The following is a 14,876-nucleotide window of genomic DNA, read 5'->3' as shown; positions in this document are numbered from 1 at the left end:
TTATTCGTTCGTTTCTATGATCATCAGTTCGCGTTCGGAGGCGCCCCGCGCATGGCTGAGCGCCTGCTGGTACGTGGCTGAGTGGTAGCATTTTTCAGCCGTTTCGACATCCGGGAAACGGGCCACGACGTTGCGGGGCCGTTCGCGGCCTTCGAGCTGAACAAAGCGTCCGCCGCGGGCGATGAAGTGGCCACCGTGGGCGGCAATTGCTTCGGTGGCGAGTGCTGCGTATTTTGCATAAGACTCGTCATCTGTGACGGTGACATGTGCAATCCAGAGTGCGCCCATTATTTCTGTCCTTTGATCAGTGTTTCCACGGCCGCGATGGCCGCATCCGCGTTTGCCACGTCACGCGCGCCGCCCTGCGCCATGTCGGGCCGGCCTCCACCGCCCTTGCCGCCCAGTTCCGCGACAGCTGTCCGGACGATGTCCACCGCTGACAGCCCGTCTGTCAGATCGGAGGTCACCCCGGCGGCAACGGCTGCTTTGCCGTCGGCATCCGCGATGAGAAGAACAGCGCCGCTGCCCAGTTTCTCCTTGAACTGATCCACCAGTGGCGGCAGATCGCGGCCCGTGACGCCAGAGAGCACCTGCGCAATGAAGCTGGTGCCGCCCGCATCCCGGGTTTCAGGTGCCGCAGCGTTGCCGCCACCGGCCATGGCAAGTTCGCGGCGCAGCTGGGCCACTTCGTTGCTCAGTGCGCGGCGTTCGTCGATCAGGGAACGGACACGTTCCGGCACGTCGGCCGGCTGTGCCTTGAGGTCCAGTGCGACCTCTGCGAGGCGATGATCCTGGGCCCGCAGATATTCCATGGCAGCGGCTCCGGTGAGTGCTTCAATCCGTCTGACACCAGCACTGCTGGCGCTGTCCCCGAGGGTCACGAAGGCACCGATGTCCCCTGTCTGACGCACGTGCGTGCCGCCGCACAGCTCCAGCGAATAGGTGTTGCCATCCGTGCCTTTGCCGGAGCCATCGGCCGTGCCCATGGAAACCACGCGCACCTCGTCGCCATATTTCTCGCCAAAGAGCGCCTGAGCGCCGAGCGCGCGCGCATCGTCCGGCGTCATAATCCGGGTCTCAACGGGGGCGTTCTGGCGGACATATGCGTTCACTTCGGCCTCAACTGTTGCGAGCTCGTCGGTGGTCAGTGCGTGGGTGTGGCTGAAATCGAACCGCAGACGATCCGGCGCGTTCAGAGACCCGCGCTGTGCGACGTGGTCGCCCAAAGCCTCGCGCAGCGCCTCGTGCAGCAGGTGTGTTGCCGAGTGGTTGGCACGGATGGCCGTGCGGCGCGCGTGATCGACTTCGAGGACCGCGGCCTCACCGGTGCGGATTGTGCCGCTGATGACCTTGCCGATGTGCAGGAACACACCAGCGGTTTTGCGCGTATCGGTGATCTCCGCTACACCGTCCGGTGTGGTGATGGTGCCGCTGTCACCAACCTGCCCTCCGCTTTCGGCGTAGAACGGCGTCTGGTTCAGAGCGATCTGGATGCTGTCCCCGGCGCCCGCGCTTTCTGTTTCGGTGCCTTCCGACACAATGGCAACGATCTGGCCCTCAGCTGTTTCGGTGTCATAGCCCAGGAAATCAGTGGTCCCGTGTTTGTCGGCCACATCAAACCAGATGGTGGCATCGGCGGCCTCACCCGATCCGGACCAAGCAGCGCGTGCCTTGGCCTTCTGTTCAGCCATGGCGGCGTCAAACCCGTCTGTATCGACTGCGCGTCCCTTTTCGCGCAGGGCGTCCTGAGTCAGATCGAGCGGGAAGCCGTAGGTGTCATACAGTCTGAAAGCAGCTGCACCTGGCAGATCGGCGCCCTCAGGAAGCCCGGACAGTTCGTCGTCAAGCAGCTTCAGCCCCCGGTCCAGCGTCTGGCGGAAGCGTGTTTCTTCCTGCAGCAGCGTCTGCTCGATCATGCTCTGGGCCTGGCCCAGCTCCGGATAGGCCGCACCCATCTGCCTGACCAGAGCAGGCACAAGACGGTGCATCAGCGGGTCCTTTGCGCCAAGCAGGTGCGCGTGCCGCATCGCCCGGCGCATGATCCGGCGCAGCACATATCCACGACCGTCATTTGACGGCATGACCCCGTCGGCCATCAGGAACGAAGTCGACCGCAGGTGGTCGGCGATAACCCGGTGATGGGTTTTGCCCGGGCCGTCCGGATCACTGCTGGTCGCATCTGCGGAAGCCTCGATCAGGTTGCGCATCAGGTCGGTTGAATAGTTGTCGTTTGTGCCCTGCAGAAGCGCCGCCACGCGTTCGATGCCCATGCCCGTATCGATGGACTGTGCCGCCAGGTCACGGCGCGACCCGTCCTCGAACTGCTCGTACTGCATGAAAACAAGGTTCCAGATTTCGACGAACCGATCGCCGTCCTCTTCCGGGCTGCCCGGAGGTCCGCCCCAGATGTGATCGCCGTGGTCATAAAAGATCTCGGTGCAGGGACCACAGGGACCGGTCGGGCCCATCATCCAGAAATTGTCGTTCGTGGCGATCCGGATGATCCGGTCCTCGGGCACGCCGACCTTCTTCCAGATCTCTGCGGCCTCGTCATCTGTATGGTAAACCGTGACGTAGAGGCGGTTTTTGTCGATACCGAGGTCTTCGGTTACCAGCCCCCAGGCGAAACGGATGGCTTCGTCCTTGAAGTAGTCGCCAAAGCTGAAGTTGCCGAGCATCTCGAAAAACGTGTGATGGCGCGCGGTATACCCGACATTGTCCAGATCGTTGTGCTTGCCACCGGCGCGTACGCATTTCTGTGCCGTCGTCGCGCGCTTGTAGTCACGGGTTTCAACACCGGTGAAGAGGTTCTTGAACTGAACCATGCCGGAATTTGCAAACATCAGCGTCGGGTCATTGCGCGGCACCAGCGGGCTTGACTGCACAACCTCGTGCCCCTGTTTGCCGAAATACGACAGGAAGGTGGAGCGGATATCGTTGAGCGTCTGCATGGGCGGCGGCCTTTGTACGGAAAATGCGTTGCCGACCAGATAACCCTCTGCCGGTCGGCTGTCCACAAGGGGGCGGTCATTCAGCACGAAAAACGGGGCACAGCCTGCGCCACGCCCCGTCTGTCCGGTTTTGTAAAAGAGGTCAGGCCTCGAGAATATCGTCGTCTTCTGTGCGTTCGCTTTCGGGCATATCAAAGTCGAGCCCGTGTGCGGCGCGGATTTTGTCCTCAATCTCGAGCGCCATCTGCGTGTTTTCCCGCAGGAAGGATTTGGCGTTTTCGCGCCCCTGCCCGATCCGCTCGTCACCATAGCTGAACCAGGAGCCGGATTTGTCCACGACGCCGGCGGCCACGCCAAGATCGAGCAGTTCGCCCATCTTGGAGATGCCCTCGCCGTACATGATGTCGAATTCCACCTGCTTGAAGGGGGCCGCGACCTTGTTTTTCACAACTTTCACGCGTGTGTGGTTGCCCACGACCTCGTCGCGGTCCTTGAGCGCGCCGATACGGCGGATGTCGAGACGTACGGAGGAATAGAATTTCAGTGCATTGCCGCCGGTGGTCGTTTCGGGCGAGCCGAACATCACGCCGATTTTCATACGGATCTGGTTGATGAAGATCACCATGCAGTTGGAACGGCTGATTGATCCGGTCAGTTTACGCATGGCCTGGCTCATCAGGCGGGCCTGAACGCCCACGGAGCTGTCGCCCATATCGCCTTCGAGTTCGGATTTCGGTGTCAGGGCCGCAACGGAATCGACGATAACCATGTTTACGGCACCCGAGCGGACCAGCGTGTCGGTGATCTCCAGTGCCTGCTCGCCGGTGTCCGGCTGGCTGATCAGCAACTCATCCAGATCCACACCCAGCTTTTTGGCATAAGTCGGGTCAAGCGCGTGCTCGGCGTCAACAAAGGCGCAGACGCCACCTGCTTTCTGTTGTTCGGCCACGCAGTGCAGTGTGAGCGTTGTCTTACCGGAGCTTTCGGGCCCGTAGATTTCCACGATCCGGCCCATCGGCAAGCCACCGATCCCAAGCGCAATATCCAGACCCAGCGACCCTGTTGAGCTTGATTTGATGTCCTGAACCGCACCTTCGGTGCCAAGTTTCATGATGGAGCCCTTGCCGAACTGACGTTCGATCTGGGCCAGCGCTGAATCCAGCGCCTTCTGTTTGTCGGCGGACTTTTTACTGTTCATGCTCAAAAGATCTGCTGTTGCCATTTTCGTTTCCTCTTAGTGTCACAGATACTGTGGAGCGGCAATTGCCGTCAGTGCCTGAAAGGTTAATGTTCTGCTTATGTTCCTTATGAGATCAAAAAGAGAACATTTCAATCAAATTTTCTGAAAATCATTCTTTTACAGATAGGTTAAGGGAAGGTTTAGGCACGGCAGAAACCCGGATTTCTGGCCCGGCTCCCGGAGTTTTTGATTGAAAACAGAAGCTTGAGAGCCGGGGGGCGTATCCGGCGGTTTTATAGTCGCGTGGCTGGGTCCCGTGGGGCGGGAAACCGGGTCTGAACGGTCTCAGATTGATTCTCCCGGGTCCCTGAAGTTAATGCTGTGCTGTGCCAGAGAGCCGGCATCTGCGTCGGTTTTTCGCGCAAGCGCGCGGCAGATCCCCGTCTCGAATCGCGTGTTTCAGTGCAGCTGCCGGTGAACCGTATCCGTGAGGTCGCTGAGCGAAAACGGTTTGGGCAGAAAAACCGAATTGGGGATCTTCATCTGCGCTTCGCCGAAACTGTCCTCGGCATAACCGGACACAAAGACGACCCTGACACCGGGCCGGTCCTTGAGGGCTTCGCGCACCCAGCTGGGGCCGTCCATGCCCGGCATCACGACATCGGTCACAAAAACGTCGATGTTCAGGCTCTGATCCTCAAGGGTTTTGAGGGCTGCTTCTGCGGAATCCGCTTCGAGCACCGTGTATCCCCGCAGCCGCAGCGCGCGGCTGGCAAAAGCGCGCACGGGCGCTTCGTCCTCAACGAGCAGAATGACACCGTCGCCATGTTTGCCAACCGGCTTGCGGACCACCTCCCGGGGGGCGGGCTGTGCGCGGACTTCGCTTTCCTCCATCACCGGGAAGTACAGAGTGAAACAGGTGCCATGCCCCACTGTGCTGTCGACGAAAATGTATCCACCTGTCTGCTTGATGATACCGTAAGCGGTAGAAAGGCCGAGCCCCGTGCCTTCACCAGTTTTCTTGGTGGTAAAGAACGGCTCAAACACTTTCTGGAGCTTATCGGGGGGAATACCCGTGCCTTCGTCCGACACCTTGACGGTCACATACCGGCCGGGCGGGACGCTGACGCGGTCACGCTCCAGCGGCTCTTTCAGGTCGGTGCATTCGGTCACCACGCGGATTTCCCCGCCCTGCGGCATGGCATCCCGCGCATTGACCACGAGGTTCATCAGCACCTGTTCGAGCTGACGTTTGTCCGCCCGGATGGGATGCAGAACGGGGTCGTGGCTCAGTGTGAGCGTTACCTTTTCCCCAACGAGACGATTCAGCAGATGGGTCAGGTCGGACAGCGTATCGCGCATGTCCAGAGTTTCCGGGCGCAGGGTCTGTTTGCGGGAGAAGGCCAGCAGCTGGCCCACAAGGGCGGCGGCACGGTTGGCGTTCTGGTTGATCTGGACCAGATCGCTGAAATCGGGATCGCCCTGGTCGTGACGCAGCAACAGCAGATCACAATGCCCCGAGATCGCGGTCAGCAGGTTGTTGAAGTCATGCGCCACACCACCGGCGAGCTGGCCTATCGCCTGCATTTTCTGGCTTTGAACAAACTGCGCCTCAAGTGATTTCAGCTCTGTGGCGTCATTGAGAACGGCAATCAGCGCGGGTTTACTTTCTTCGGTCACACGGTTCAGCGTGACCTGCACAAAGACCTCCTTGTCTGTGCGTTTCAGCCGCAGAAATTCGGACTGCTGTGCCGCGCGGCCAGCGAGGGTTTCGCGCAGCCAGTCCGTTATGGACCGGCCCAGCCCTTCCATGACATCGCTCAGGCTCACCTGCTCTTCGAGTGCGGTTCCGATCAGACTGGCGGCCATCCGGTTGTAGGCTTCAATGTCGCCTTCAGGGCTGACCTTCAGGAGCGGCACGGGCAGATCCTGAAATACAGCCCACCCATCCTGTGCAATGGTCTCAGCCGCAGGCGGCAGCAGGTAAAGGGCGCGCCGCCCTGCGCCCGCATCCACCTCTGCCACAAGGACGCGTGCAGGACCCTCGGCTCCTGTGATGTCGCATACGGTTCCAGGCATCACCGGCAGGTTGGTGAACAACCGGTCCAGAGTTTTGACCCGCCCGCCGGCCAGCGTGCGCGCGGCTTCGTTCATGTACAGAACGGCGTTGGTACGTCCGATCAGCAGCATCGGCAGTGCCGGACCCTCGTGCGCCGGGGATCCGGCGGGCATATCTTCCAGCCGCCAGATATAGACGTCTGTTCCTGCCTGATGAACCGTCAGCCGCACATGGCCACGCCGGGTTACCATGGCCTCGCTGGCGGACCCTTCCAGATCGGCCCTCGTTCTGAGCCGTGTCACGATTCCGGCCGGGTTGGCAAGCGATGTCTGCAGGGTGCCCGTCAGGGTTTCATCCAGATCCTTGTCGAAACGACGTTTTGCTGCGTGGTTGGCAAAGAGAACATCGCCCTCGCTGTCTGTCACGAGTGTCGGGCTGCCGTCCCGCAACGTGAATTCCCGGAGCACTTTGAGCGCCTGAGCGTTCTGCTGTCTGTGGCGATACGCGATCAGCAGCAGAAAGAGGCTCATGACCACAAGGGTGCTGGCCGCTGCATAAAGCGCCTGTCGCGCCAGAAGATCCGAAGCCGCCAGACCCAAAACGCCCATCAGCAAAGCGATCAGGATAAGGGTGCCAAGGCGCCGCTGTGCCTGCAGGGAAAATCGGGTCAGTCTGGATGGGGATAGTGCGCTGCGCGGCAATTCAGAACTCCTGCGGATGGAATCACATCCGTATTAAGCGCGGGATGTCTTAATCATCGCTTAACCACGATTCACACAACCTCCCGTAAGGGTTGAGTATGTAGAGATTAATTACCGCGTCAAGTGTGCGACAAAGAACCCATCATTGTCGGGCGTGATGTCGAAACGGTCTGTTGCTGCACATCGCCAGTCCGGGTTCTCATCAAGAAACCGCGCGACAGTGTCCTCATTTTCCGCCCGCAACACTGAACAGGTGGCGTAAACGAGCCACCCGCCTGGCGCTGTGAGCTGTGCGGCGTCGCGCAGAATACCGGCCTGCGTATCCTGCAGTGCCGTCAAGCGTTCTGGCGTCAGCGTCCACTTGCCTTCTGGCGCGCGCCGCCAGGCACCGCTGCCCGAACAGGGCGCGTCGCAGAGCACCAGGTCGAACGGTGTGGCGGCGGGCAGTTTTTCTGTAAAGATTGTTGTGATCGAAGCCTCGGCACGCGCCGCCCGGGCCGGCAGATCGCGCATACGCTGTGGGTTTGCGTCATGCGCGGTCACTTCGCGTGCGGTGTCTGCTGCCAGTGCGAGCGATTTCCCACCGCCGCCAGCGCAATAGTCGAGACAGCGCCGCGCAGGCGGGAGACCTGAGACAATTGCCTGGGACGCCGCATCCTGAAGTTCGACGTGCCCTCCGGTATATGCCTTCGATCCACGGATCCGCCGGGCACCTTCGGTGACCAGCAAAGCGCCGGGGAATGCCGCTGGCTGTCTGGTCTGAATGCCTTCTTCGGCCAGAGCGGCCGCAGCATCGGACACAGTCGTAAGGCGGGTATTCACCCGCAATGACACTGGCGCGCGATCCATCAGGGCCGCTGCGGCAACTCCCGCTTTGTCCCCAAGACTTTCCTGAAACAGAGGCACCAGCCAGTCGGGTAGATTCCAGTGTTCCGCCAAAGACGCAGGTTCTGCACCGCTGCTCAGTTCTATGGCCGTCAGAGGCGCCGGCGCGTGACCCTCGCCCGTAAACAATTCGGCAGGATCGACGCCCATTTCGCGCAGCAGCCCGGTCATCAGAGCGCGACCGGTGCTGCCACCGCCTCGGGCCGCAACACTGCGCCGCCGCCGCAGAACGTCAAAAACATGGTCGCGCACGGCAGCGCGGTCCCCCGATCCGGCAAACCGGCTGGCGCGTGCCCATCGGGTCAGGGCCTGCTCTGCCGCCTGCCCGTCCGCGACGGCATCCAGAATACCGATGGCGGCTGCGACGCGCGCGCCGGGTGTCATTGGGTTGCCGTCCGGATGCGCATCAGCCGATCCGGTAGTTCGGGCTCTCGCGCGTGATCTGCACGTCGTGCACGTGGCTTTCCTTGAGGCCCGCGCCGGTAATCTTCACAAAGTTGCAGTTTTTGCGCATTTCATCGACCGTGGCACAGCCGGTATAGCCCATGGCCGCGCGCAGCCCACCGACCAGCTGGTGCAGCACCGCACCGGCGGAGCCTTTGTATGCAACCTGACCCTCGATGCCTTCGGGAACCAGTTTGTCGCTGGCGGCATCCTTCTGGAAATAGCGGTCAGCGGAACCACTGGCCATAGCGCCGAGCGAGCCCATGCCGCGGTAGCTTTTGAACGAACGGCCCTGGTACAGGATCACCTCGCCCGGGCTTTCATCGGTGCCTGCGATCATGGACCCGACCATGGCGCAGGACGCCCCGGCGGCGATGGCCTTGGCGAAATCGCCTGAGAATTTGATACCGCCATCTGCGATCACGGGTGTCTCGCCCGCAGCTCCGGCACAATCCATGATGGCCGTCAGCTGAGGCACACCAACACCGGCAACCATACGCGTGGTGCAGATGGATCCCGGTCCGATACCGACTTTGACTGCATCCGCGCCCGCGTCAATCAGCGCGCGTGTGGCCTCGGCCGTGGCGACATTGCCTGCGACGATCTGGACTTCATTGCTCAGCGCCTTGGCCCGGCGCACTGCAGCGGCAACTCCTTCGGAATGCCCGTGTGCGGTGTCGATCACGATCATATCGGCACCGGCATCCACCAGCGCCTCAGAGCGTTCAAACCCTGCATCTCCAACGGTTGTTGCTGCCGCTACGCGCAGGCGGCCCAGGTCATCCTTGCAGGCTGTGGGGTTCAGCACCGCCTGTTCCGTGTCCTTGAGCGTCAGCAGACCGGTGAGTTTGCCTTCCTTGTCCGTGACCAGCAGTTTTTCAATGCGCCGGGCCTTCATCAGGCTGATGGCCTCTTCGCGGTCGGCAGGTTCGTGCAGAATGGCGAGGTTTTCGTTGGTCATCATCACCGAGACGGGCGTGTCGTCGTCACTGGCAAAACGCATGTCACGGTTGGTGACGATGCCCAGCACGCGGCCCGTTTCATCAACCACCGGAAAGCCAGTGACGCGGTACCGGTCCTGGAGCGCCTTGGCATCCGCCAGGGTCTGGTCCGCCCGCAGGGTGATCGGGTTGTAGACGATCCCGCTCTCAAACCGTTTGACGCGCCGGATTTCACGGGCCTGTTCCTCGATGCTGAGATTGCGGTGCACAACACCGATCCCTCCGGCCTGGGCCATGGCGATGGCCATGCGTCCTTCGGTAACGGTGTCCATGGCCGAGCTCAGCAGCGGGATGTTCATGGAAATGCTGCGCGTCACCCGCGTGCGCGTATCCGCCGTGGACGGCAGAACCGAGGACGCGCCCGGAACAAGCAGTACATCATCAAAGGTGAGGGCCTCGCGAATCTCCATTGTCTACCTCGCAGCTGGAGTGTTCATTTGGCAGTTTCCTATTTCACGGGGCCGCAGAAATTGAAAGGGCAAAAACCACCAAATATGGCCCCTGCCCCATTGCCAGCGGCCCCATCCAGGAGGAAACTGGCCGGAAGGTTTATCAAAGGAAACATTTCGCATGGCAGGACACGGGTATGAAGGCGGCAGGCTGGATCTGCCGTTTGTCGGGATCTCCACCTTTGGCAAGCGCCCCTATGAACCGGACTGGCAGGCGCTGCAGGCCGATGCCGCCATCCTCGGCGCGCCCTTTGATGCGGGCACCCAATGGCGGTCGGGTGCGCGCTTCGGGCCGCGGGGCGTGCGTGAGGCGTCGACCCTGTTCAGTTTCGGCCACGCCGGGGCCTATGACCACGAGGACGACGCGACCTATCTGCCGGGCGACGTCCGCATCGTGGACATGGGCGACGCTGATATAGTGCATACGGACACCGAAAAGAGCCATGCCAATATCGAAACCGGGGTGCGTGCCGCTTTGCGGGCGGGTGCCCTGCCGGTGGTGATTGGCGGAGATCATTCGGTCAACATCCCCTGTATCCGTGCGTTTTCCGGGCCGGAATATACCGGGCGGCCGCTGCATATCCTGCAGATTGATGCGCATCTGGATTTTGTGGATGAACGCCACGGCGTGCGTCACGGTCACGGCAATCCGATGCGCCGGGCGGCGGAACAGGATTATGTCACCGGCCTGACGCAGGTGGGTATCCGCAATGTCAGCTCCACCGCTCAGGAAGGCTATGCCGATGCCCGCGCGATGGGATCCAGCATCATCTCGGTGCGGCAGGCCCGCGCCATGGGTCGCGACGGGGTGCTTGCGCATCTGCCGGCAGGGGCGGACATCTATATCACCATCGATATTGATGCCTTCTGTCCTTCGATCGCCCCGGGGACCGGTACGCCCAGCCACGGTGGCTTTCTCTATTACGAGGTTCTGGAACTCCTGCAGTGCGTCGCGCAGAACCACCGCGTCGCAGGGATTGATCTGGTCGAGGTAGCACCGGATTATGACCCCACAGGGTCCACGTCGATCCTTGCGGCACAGGTGCTGCTGAACCTTCTGGGGTTCATCTTTCATGCCCGTGCGCACAACCCTGCGTTGGGCTGATCAACCGCTGCTCATAACCTTCATGACGATTTCTGGCGGGCAATGCCGCGCGGGGTGCATTATGTGACGCAGATCAGCAGTTTAGCGGCGCGCAATTCCTTAGACTGTTGTCAGACCAAAAATAACAGGTGACCGAACCAAGATGTCCAGCGATCCCCTTGTCGTCTTTACCCCTTCCGGCAAACGGGGGCATTTTCCCGTGGGCACACCGATCCTGACAGCTGCGCGGCAGCTGGGTGTGGATCTCGATTCTGTCTGTGGCGGGCGTGGTATCTGTTCGCGCTGTCAGATCACCCCGAGCTATGGCGAGTTTTCCAAACACGGCGTCACCGTCGAAGCGGACGCCCTGTCGGAATGGAACAGGGTGGAACAGCGCTACAAGGACAAGCGCGGGCTGATCGACGGCCGGCGGCTGGGCTGTCAGGCCACGGTTCAGGGCAATGTCGTGATCGATGTGCCGCCCGAAAGTCAGGTGCACAAACAGGTGGTGCGCAAACGGGCCGAAGTGCGCGACATCACACTCGATCCGTCAACCAAACTCTTTTACGTCGAAGTGCAGGAACCGGACATGCACGACCCGTCCGGCGATCTTGAACGACTGCGCGATGCACTGCGTGACCAGTGGGAGCTGGAGAACGTCACCGCCGATCTGCATATCCTGCAGGAGATGCAGCCGATCCTGCGCAAGGGCGACTGGAAAGTCACTGTCGCGGTGCATCTGGGGGATCACGAAAACAACCCCCGGATTATGAACATCTGGCCCGGTTACTATGATGGCACAGTTTACGGCCTGGCGGTCGATCTGGGCTCGACCACGATCGCGGCGCACCTGTGTGACCTGCAGACAGGTGAAGTGCTGGCCTCCTCCGGTCTGATGAACCCGCAGATCCGCTTTGGCGAGGACCTGATGAGCCGGGTCAGTTATTCTATGATGAACGAAGGTGGTGCCGCGGAAATGACCCGCGCAGTGCGCCAGGGCATGCGGGACCTTTTTGAACAGATCGCTGATGAAGCAGAGGTGGACCGCCGCCTGATTGTCGATGCGGTTTTCGTCTGCAACCCGGTGATGCACCATCTTTTCCTTGGTATTGACCCCTTTGAACTGGGACAGGCCCCCTTTGCGCTGACTACCAACAACGCACTGCGGCTGCGTGGCGACGATCTGGAACTGAACATCCACCCTTCTGCGCGGGTCTATCTGTTGCCCTGCATTGCCGGCCATGTGGGCGCGGATGCCGCGGCGGTGGCACTCTCTGAGGCACCGGACAAATCCGATGATCTGGTGCTGGTGGTGGATGTGGGCACCAACGCGGAAATCCTGCTGGGAAACAGGGAAAAGGTGCTGGCCTGCTCCTCGCCGACCGGTCCTGCCTTTGAGGGCGCGCAGATCAGTTCTGGCCAGCGCGCGGCCCCCGGTGCTATTGAACGTGTCGAGATTGATCCCGAGACCAAAGCCCCGCGGTTCCGCGTCATCGGGAGCGACATGTGGTCGGACGATCCGCGCTTTGTGATCGAGACCGGCTCTACCGGCATTACAGGCATCTGCGGCTCCGGGATTATCGAAATGGTCGCCGAAATGCGCATCCACGGTATCGTCGATGCAGCGGGCCTGATCGGGTCACCGGAACAGACCGGTTCTGATCGCTGTTTCCTGGACGGGCGCACCTATTCCTATCTGGTGCATGACGGACGCCTCGATGGCGGGCCCCTGATCACCATCACCAACCGGGATATCCGCGAAATTCAGATGGCCAAGGCAGCACTCTATTCCGGGGCGCGTCTGCTGATGGACAAATTCGGCGTCGACGAGGTGGACCGCGTGGTGCTGGCCGGTGCCTTTGGTGCACATATCTCCAGCAAACACGCGATGGTGCTGGGCATGATCCCGGATGCGCCGCTCGACAAGGTGACCTCTGCGGGCAACGCAGCGGGCACCGGAGCGCGGATCGCGCTGCTCAACACCGGGGCGCGGGCCGGAATCGAAGCGACCGTCAGAGCCATCCACAAAGTGGAAACAGCCATTGAACCGCGGTTCCAGGAGCATTTTGTTAATGCCTCTGCGATCCCCAATGCGGTTGAACCTTTCCCGATCCTGAACAGTCTGGTGTCGCTGCCCGATGCGACCTTTAACACCGGCGGTGGTGAAGGCGGCGCGTCCGGTGGTCGCCGCAGACGGCGGCGCGCATGACCGGGGACAACACCGAACAGCGGGACTTCTGGTCAGATGCCGCCGGGCCCAAGTGGGTCGAAATGCAGGTGCAGATGGACCAGCTGATGCAGCCGGTACTGGATGCACTGTGGTCCCGCGCGGGCCTGCAACCGGGGCAGAATGCGCTTGATGTCGGCTCGGGCACCGGGGCCAGCACCCTGCAGGCCGCGGATCTTGTGGCACCGGGGGGCACGGTTACCGGCGCGGACATTTCCGACAGCATGACGGCACTGGCGCGCACCCGAACCGTAGACCATGATGGCGTTTCGCTGTTGCTGGCGGATGTTGCAGAACACCGGTTCCCCGCCGCCAGCTTTGACGCGGTGATATCGCGTTTCGGTGTGATGTTCTTTGCGGATTCTGATGCCGCTTTCGCCAATATCCGCGCATCTATGGTGCCCGGTGCACAGCTTTGCTTTGCAGCGTGGGCGCAGATACCTGACAACCCGTGGTTCACCCTTGCTGCCAGTGTGGCGAAACCGATCACAGGCGCGCCGCCCCGCCCTGACCCGGATGCCCCCGGCCCCTTTGCGTTCCGGGATCCTGAGCGGGTGCACGGGCATCTGACAGCGGGTGGCTTTTCGGATATCCGGATTGAAACAGCCGACATTCTGCTGGACGGTGGCGACGACCCGCGCGTTCTGGCGGAGACCATGTGCCGGATCGGACCGGCCGAGGTCGCGCTCAGATTTGCAGAGGCTGACACCCGGACAGAAGACGCAGTACGAGACGCGCTGGCGATGGCACTGGATGCTTACACGACCCCTGAAGGCCTGCGTGTTCCGGCATCCATTCACTTTGTCACCGCCCGCGCTTAGGGGCGGCGAAGCTGCTTGACGGCTGACCGGCGCAGGCCTAATCAGATCGCAGAGCGCGGGTATGGTGAAAAGGTATCACGCGAGCTTCCCAAGCTTAAGTTACGGGTTCGATTCCCGTTACCCGCTCCAGACATTCCGTACCAGTGGCCCATCCGGGCCAGAGAATTGACCGTGCTGTTATTGAGGCCCGGAGACTGCAGCGCTGCTTTTGCGGAATTCTGCCTCAATCCAGGTCACGATGCGGTTGATCCGCTGGCGCCCGAGGTGGCGGCGGGAGAAGGACACGTACAGCCGGTCCGTCGCAGGCGCCGGGTCCGACCAGACGGTGACCAGCCGTTTCGCGCGCAGATCGTCCCTGACCATGTAATCCGGCGCAATCGCAATCCCATGCCCCCCGACAGCCGCGTCCAGTGCCAGGGCGGATCGGTCAAAATTGAGCAGTTTGCCGGCGCGTCCCTGCCCCGCTTTTTGTATCAGTTTTTCCCATCGCCGATGTGCGTCCTGAAGCAATGGCAGCGTCAGCAGCGCTTTCAGGTCCGGCGTTCGGGCCGGATCGACCAGCGCCGGGCTGCACACCGCGACCAGCCGGATGTCCGTCAACGCACGGCAATGGTGTTCCGGATTGCCGTCCGGCCCGCGCCCGGGCCAGAGCGCGATTTCATTGCGTCCCAGACTGCGCGGCAGGATCTGCTCATGCACTTCGGTGGTAAGGGAAACGTCAGGAAAGCTGTGAGCAAAGGCGTCCATTCGCGGCATCAGCCACCTGGCCGCCGTTGACGAGCCCAGATGCAGAATGATGCGGTCCTCGCCGCCTCCGATGTCCACGATGGCTGTCTCAAGTATCGACAGGGCCTCGCTGACCGCCTCGTGGCAGCGCACACCTTCAACGGTCAGGGAAACACCGCGCGCGCCACGCACCAGCAACACCACACCAAGGTCAATTTCGAGCTGACGGATCCGCTGGGATACCGCACCGCGTGTCAGGTTCAGCTCCTCTGCCGCGCGCTGCAGGTTCCCGTGAGAGGCCGCCATCGCGAACACCCGGAGCGCATTGAGGTTGATGTGTTGCATTCG

General features: G+C 61.5%; 10 protein-coding genes and 1 tRNA gene. 4 read left to right on the top strand and 7 right to left on the bottom strand.

Annotated elements, in window-relative coordinates; all coding sequences use genetic code 11:
- From AB4K19_RS07000 to guaB, 6 genes are all read right to left on the bottom strand, one after another.
- Entirely contained in the window at window positions 1-288 is a 288-nt protein-coding gene (locus tag AB4K19_RS07000) for a DUF1330 domain-containing protein (protein ID WP_375227709.1), read from the bottom strand.
- Complete coding sequence (gene alaS / locus AB4K19_RS06995; protein ID WP_436399375.1) at window positions 288-2,951, bottom strand: alanine--tRNA ligase; 2,664 nt, start codon at window positions 2,949-2,951, stop codon at window positions 288-290. Before alaS ends, AB4K19_RS07000 begins: the two co-directional genes overlap by 1 nt.
- 142 nt (window positions 2,952-3,093) lie before the next feature.
- Window positions 3,094-4,173 (bottom strand): recombinase RecA, encoded by a 1,080-nt coding sequence (recA, locus tag AB4K19_RS06990; protein WP_375227707.1) that lies wholly within the window; start codon window positions 4,171-4,173, stop codon window positions 3,094-3,096.
- A 417-nt stretch (window positions 4,174-4,590) separates the two neighbouring features.
- Window positions 4,591-6,798 carry an ATP-binding protein gene (locus AB4K19_RS06985; RefSeq protein WP_375230860.1) on the bottom strand — a complete coding sequence of 736 codons (2,208 nt, stop codon included), beginning with the start codon at window positions 6,796-6,798 and terminating at the stop codon, window positions 4,591-4,593.
- A 204-nt stretch (window positions 6,799-7,002) separates the two neighbouring features.
- Entirely contained in the window at window positions 7,003-8,160 is a 1,158-nt protein-coding gene (locus AB4K19_RS06980) for an RsmB/NOP family class I SAM-dependent RNA methyltransferase (RefSeq protein WP_436399374.1), read from the bottom strand.
- Window positions 8,161-8,182: 22 nt separating this feature from the next.
- Window positions 8,183-9,631: an IMP dehydrogenase gene (gene guaB / locus AB4K19_RS06975; protein ID WP_375227705.1), complete on the bottom strand. Its 1,449-nt coding sequence runs from the start codon at window positions 9,629-9,631 to the stop codon at window positions 8,183-8,185.
- Window positions 9,632-9,791: 160 nt separating this feature from the next.
- On the opposite strand from guaB, the gene speB reads away from it, so the two are divergent.
- The 4 genes from speB to AB4K19_RS06955 all read left to right on the top strand — a co-directional run bounded on the left by speB (window position 9,792) and on the right by AB4K19_RS06955 (window position 13,931).
- Complete coding sequence (gene speB, locus AB4K19_RS06970) at window positions 9,792-10,775, top strand: agmatinase (protein WP_436399373.1); 984 nt, start codon at window positions 9,792-9,794, stop codon at window positions 10,773-10,775.
- A 142-nt stretch (window positions 10,776-10,917) separates the two neighbouring features.
- Window positions 10,918-12,963, top strand: coding sequence for an ASKHA domain-containing protein (locus AB4K19_RS06965; RefSeq protein WP_436399372.1), 2,046 nt, complete (start codon window positions 10,918-10,920; stop codon window positions 12,961-12,963).
- Window positions 12,960-13,802 carry a class I SAM-dependent methyltransferase gene (locus AB4K19_RS06960; protein ID WP_375227704.1) on the top strand — a complete coding sequence of 281 codons (843 nt, stop codon included), beginning with the start codon at window positions 12,960-12,962 and terminating at the stop codon, window positions 13,800-13,802. Before AB4K19_RS06965 ends, AB4K19_RS06960 begins: the two co-directional genes overlap by 4 nt.
- A 55-nt stretch (window positions 13,803-13,857) precedes the next feature.
- Window positions 13,858-13,931, top strand: a tRNA-Gly gene (locus AB4K19_RS06955).
- A gap of 48 nt (window positions 13,932-13,979) precedes the next feature.
- Here AB4K19_RS06955 and AB4K19_RS06950 read toward each other — a convergent pair.
- On the bottom strand, window positions 13,980-14,873 hold the full coding sequence (locus AB4K19_RS06950) for a LysR family transcriptional regulator (RefSeq protein ID WP_375227703.1): 894 nt from the start codon (window positions 14,871-14,873) through the stop codon (window positions 13,980-13,982).
- Window positions 14,874-14,876 lie beyond the last annotated feature (3 nt).

The organism is Roseobacter phycocola (assembly GCF_042055075.2).
GTDB lineage: Bacteria > Pseudomonadota > Alphaproteobacteria > Rhodobacterales > Rhodobacteraceae > Roseobacter.
The sequence above is the reverse complement of the archived record's forward strand: the minus strand, read 5'-3'. Positions and strand labels throughout refer to the sequence as shown.

Coding starts and splice junctions, on each gene's coding strand:
- AB4K19_RS07000 (WP_375227709.1), bottom strand. CDS start 288: ATGGGCGCACTCTGGATTGCACATGTCACCGTCACAGATGACGAGTCT.
- alaS (WP_436399375.1), bottom strand. CDS start 2,951: ATGCAGACGCTCAACGATATCCGCTCCACCTTCCTGTCGTATTTCGGC.
- recA (WP_375227707.1), bottom strand. CDS start 4,173: ATGGCAACAGCAGATCTTTTGAGCATGAACAGTAAAAAGTCCGCCGAC.
- AB4K19_RS06985 (WP_375230860.1), bottom strand. CDS start 6,798: ATGGGCGTTTTGGGTCTGGCGGCTTCGGATCTTCTGGCGCGACAGGCG.
- AB4K19_RS06980 (WP_436399374.1), bottom strand. CDS start 8,160: ATGACACCCGGCGCGCGCGTCGCAGCCGCCATCGGTATTCTGGATGCC.
- guaB (WP_375227705.1), bottom strand. CDS start 9,631: ATGGAGATTCGCGAGGCCCTCACCTTTGATGATGTACTGCTTGTTCCG.
- speB (WP_436399373.1), top strand. CDS start 9,792: ATGGCAGGACACGGGTATGAAGGCGGCAGGCTGGATCTGCCGTTTGTC.
- AB4K19_RS06965 (WP_436399372.1), top strand. CDS start 10,918: ATGTCCAGCGATCCCCTTGTCGTCTTTACCCCTTCCGGCAAACGGGGG.
- AB4K19_RS06960 (WP_375227704.1), top strand. CDS start 12,960: ATGACCGGGGACAACACCGAACAGCGGGACTTCTGGTCAGATGCCGCC.
- AB4K19_RS06950 (WP_375227703.1), bottom strand. CDS start 14,873: ATGCAACACATCAACCTCAATGCGCTCCGGGTGTTCGCGATGGCGGCC.